At 72.2% G+C, this 2,119-nt stretch carries 1 protein-coding gene; it reads right to left on the bottom strand.

Annotation, left to right across the window (positions count from 1 at the left end):
* Window positions 1-1,774: ATP-binding cassette domain-containing protein (locus E2651_RS46050; protein WP_135336654.1), on the bottom strand; the 1,774-nt coding region annotated here is incomplete at its 3' end.
* Window positions 1,775-2,119: the final 345 nt, after the last annotated feature.

Raw genomic sequence — 2,119 nt, forward strand, 5'->3', positions numbered from 1 at the left:
GGTCTGGGGTGGGTGTGCCGAGGTAGGCGGCGGCCTGGGTGAGGAACATGTCGGCGTAGACGCCGTCGGTGGCCAGCAGGTCGTGGTGGGTGCCGTGTTCGATGATGCGGCCGTCTTTGAGGACGTAGATGCGGTCGGCGGCGCGGACGCTGGAGAACCGGTGGGAGATGAGCAGGACGGTGCGGCCGGTGAACAGTTGGCGTATGGCGGTGAACAGGTCGGCTTCGGCGAGGGGGTCCATGGCGGCGGTGGGTTCGTCCAGGACGACCAGGGGGGCGTCGCGGAAGAACGCGCGGGCCAGCGCGATGCGCTGCCATTGGCCCGTGGACAGGTCGACGCCGCCGGTGTACTCGGTGCCGAGCCGGGTGTCGTAGCCGTGGGGCAGGCCGCTGATGATGGTGGTCGCGCCGGCGTTGGCGGTGGCCGTCTCGATCGCGCCGGTGTCGGTGTGGCGTTCGGGGCGGCCGAGGGTGATGTTGTCTTTGGCGGTGAGTTTGTAGCGCAGGTAGTCCTGGAAGAGGACCGCGGCGAGGCCGCGCAGGTCGGCCGGGTCGGTGACCGGGGTGCTGTCGAGGACGATCTGTCCGCCGGTGGGCCGGTACAGGCCGGTGAGGAGTTTGGCCAGGGTGGTCTTGCCGGAGCCGTTCTCCCCGACCAGGGCGATCACTTCACCGGCGCCCAGGCGCACGCTCACATCGGTGAGCGCGGGCCGGTGTCCTGCGGGGTAGGTGAAGGAGAGTTTGCGGGCCTCGACGCTGGTGAAACCGGATCGGACCGGGACCGGCGGGGGCAGTGGGGTGGAGGGCGCGGTGAACTCGCGCAGGGCGTCGAGGTAGAGCATCGCGCCCCCGGCGACGCCGGCCAAGGCGGCCGTTGCGGTGGCGTTGCGGCCGGCCAGGTAGAGCGCACCCAGCACGGTGAACGCGGTGGCCGCCTCCAGGCGCCCGGTGGCGGCGGCCACGACGAGCGCGGCGGCCACGGCGGCCAGGAGGATGTCGGTGGCCAGGCGCGCGCCGATGCCCAGCAGGGTGAAGCGGCGCTGCAGCGCGGTGGTCTCGGCCAGGACCTGCCGGTAGCAGTCGGTCAGCCGTTGCCACATGTATCCGGCCAGGTCGAACGCGCGGATCTCCTTGGCTTCGTCACGGCCGGTCAGCAGCTGGGTGAGGTAGTAACGGGTGCGGCTGTTCTCGGTGAGGTGGACCTGCAGCCCGTACATCGCGCGCTGCCTGCTCAGCGCCACCCTGACGGTGGGGACGACGAGAAGCGCGAGCAGGGGCAGCAGCCACCAGGCCATCAGCACCAGCGGCACCGCAAGGGCCACCAGCATCAGGCCGGTGCGAAGTCCCGCGAACAGCAGCGTCAGTGTCAACGGCGCGTACCGGTTGGCGGCCAGGACCGCGCGCTCCACCCGGTCGTGGAAGGCCGGGTCCTCGAACTTCTCCAGGTCCACGGCGGCGGCAGCGGCGACGACCTCGCCCACGGCCATCCGTTCGGTCTTGAGCCGTAGCACGCTCTGCACCGCCGCCGCGGTCAGCTGGAGTGCGGCCCCCAGGGTTCCCATCCCCAGCAGGATCAGCGTCGCCACCCCCACCGCCGCGAGCCCTCCCCGGTCGGCGGCTGCGGAACCGGCGCCGGCGACGGGTGCGGTCGCGAGCAGTGCCGACACGGTGTGCCGCAGCAACAGCAGCCCGGCGCCCAGACCGACCGCCTGCACCAGCTCGAACCCGCCGGTCAGCAGGACCAGGCGGCCATCCGCCCGCCACGCCAGGCCCAACCCGAACCGCGCCAGCCGTACCAGGTCGGCCGCGCTCAGACGTCGGCCCGCCTCACCCGCACCGGCCGTCTCACCCCTGCTGCCTTCACTACTCCTCCCGCCTTCACTACTCCTCCCGCCTTCACCACTCCTCCCGCCTTCACCACTCCTCCCGCCTTCACCACTCCTCCCGCCTTCACCACTCGTGCCGTCTGCCGCACCCGCCGCCCCCGCACCGGCTTTTGGGGTGTCGCCGGGCGTGGGCGTGGCCACCTGGCTGGCGCTGGTTCGCTTGTGCCGTGGGGTTTTCACTGCCGGACCGCAGGGCCGGGTTGCCCCGCCCCGTCCGCGGCCGCGTGCGGGGCC

The sequence above is a fragment of the Streptomyces sp. MZ04 genome (assembly GCF_004684775.1).
Taxonomy (GTDB): domain Bacteria; phylum Actinomycetota; class Actinomycetes; order Streptomycetales; family Streptomycetaceae; genus Streptomyces.